We start from the raw sequence: 1,886 nt of genomic DNA, 5'->3' as shown, positions 1-1,886 counted from the left end.
GGACGAACCGCGGCCGATCTCGACCTCACGCCAGCCGGTTTTTCCGCGCAGGGTGACCAGAATGCCCTTGTCGGGGAAAAATTCGATCCAACCTGAAGAATCTTCGGTCTGGTCGCGAAAAACATCGAGGCCGACGATTTCGGAACGGCGCAACCCGCCGGCGAAACCCAAAAGCAGCATGGCGCGATCACGCAGGCCGCGCAGTGTGCCGCGGTCGAGCGTCTCCAGCATGGCCAAGAGATCCTCGGGCAGGATGGCTTCTTTCTGCCGGGGAGGCGCGGCGTGGGTGTTGCGGATGCCGGCCATGACGGTGGCGATATGGCGGTCTTTGCGATCCAAGGGCTGGCCGCGCTGCGCAAAGTTCCAGGGATGCGCCGGCAGGCCAAACGTCGGCCCCGGTCCGGACACCGCCTGCGAGCCGACCGTCGGCCCCGGTCCGGATGTCGGCTGCGGTCCGGATGCTGGCTGCGGGGCAGGGGAGGGCGCGCCTTCAAAAGGGTCGGTGTCGGCGCGGCCCATCTCCAAAACGAGATCGCCAATGTCGGGCAGAACACTGTCTAGACAGTCGGCGGCGGCCGTCGTCGGCTCCGCCGCCGACTGCGCAGCGGAAATGTCGTCTTCCGCCTGCGTGCTGTGGGACCGTCCGGAAGGACGATCGCGGTGATTTGTGGACTTGTGCGCGCTGAAAACGGCTGTCGCTCGCGTTTTATCAACGGACGGCAACTTATTGATCAGGCGCGAATCATCTTCGGAGTTCATGAGCGGATTCTAGGCTCAGGACCTATTAATTCTGATTGAGATGTGATTCACGGTGTCCGGGAGGATGCCGTGATGGGTGATTTGTTTCTGCTGAGCGAGCGCCAGATGGCGCGGATATCGCCCCATTTCCCGCTGTCGCATGGGGTGCCGCGGGTCGATGACCGGCGGGTGGTAAGCGGGATTGTCTACGTGATCCGCAACGGTCTGCAATGGAAAGACGCGCCGGCCGGCTACGGTCCGCACAAGACGCTCTACAACCGCTTCATCCGCTGGAGCCGGCTCGGCGTCTTCGACCGCATCTTCGCCGGGCTTGCAGGCGAAGGGCCAAAACCCGAGCGCATCATGATCGACGCGACGCATCTGAAGGCCCACCGCACGGCGGCAAGCCTGCTAAAACGTATGGCCCGCCCCGGTTGCAAGCGTTGATTTTGTGATGGTTTGAACAGTCTGCACAAACGTATCCGGCATGTCGGCGTTTCGCCGCTGCCAAGATGGAGATCCGCGCGTTCCGATCCTCATAAAAGGGCCGGCCTCGATGGGCCATTTTACGCCAGAGGTTTTCGGAACACCGATCGACTGTCAGGCCATCTTCCTTTCACCGCTCGCAGCTAGTCGCGTCCAGTGGGATATTCTCCGGACGCTTTTTCCTTATTCCTATATCGACGCGACCTGATACGTCCGTCCGTGGTGGAGCAGCGCCCAGACGGTGCGGGCCATCTTCGCAGCCAAGGCGACGACGGCGACGTTGGAATGGGCGCGAGCGAGAAGCGCACGCAGCCAAGATCCAATTGCCGTGTTGCTCTTGGCCAATGAAGGCATGGCGGATCGTGCGCCCTGGATCAGCATCTTGCGCAGGTACCTGCTTCCGCGCTTCGTGATACCCAAGAGCTTCGGCCTTCCTCCGGTTGTGGCCTGCCGGGGCACAAGACCCAACCATGCGGCTAGGTCGCGTCCCTTATCGAACGTAGCCGCGCTACCGACCGCGGCTACCAGCGCGGTGGCATTCAGTGCTCCAATGCCGGGTATGCCTGTCAGCCGACGGGCTCGGTCGTCGGTGCGGGCCATGGCTGCGAACTCAGTGTCAAAGGCAGCGATGCGGCGGTCCAGCTCCTCCCAGCGCGTACGCA

1 protein-coding gene and 2 pseudogenes are annotated in these 1,886 nt (G+C 62.8%); 1 reads left to right on the top strand and 2 read right to left on the bottom strand.

Going from position 1 to position 1,886, the window contains the following annotated elements:
- A pseudogene (locus CEV33_RS01015) lies at window positions 1–759 on the bottom strand (hypothetical protein); the annotation flags it as partial.
- A 72-nt stretch (window positions 760–831) separates the two neighbouring features.
- On the opposite strand from CEV33_RS01015, the pseudogene CEV33_RS01010 reads away from it, so the two are divergent.
- Window positions 832–1,149 (top strand): annotated as a pseudogene (locus CEV33_RS01010) (transposase); the annotation flags it as partial.
- A gap of 264 nt (window positions 1,150–1,413) precedes the next feature.
- Here CEV33_RS01010 and CEV33_RS01000 read toward each other — a convergent pair.
- Window positions 1,414–1,886, bottom strand: a 473-nt coding sequence (locus tag CEV33_RS01000) for an IS110 family RNA-guided transposase (protein ID WP_141211532.1), incomplete at its 5' end; no start/stop codon positions are given.

It is taken from the genome of Brucella grignonensis, assembly GCF_002252505.1.
Classification (GTDB): Bacteria; Pseudomonadota; Alphaproteobacteria; order Rhizobiales; family Rhizobiaceae; genus Brucella; species Brucella grignonensis.
Note: the sequence above shows the minus strand (reverse complement) of the source record. Positions and strands in the feature narration are given on the sequence as shown.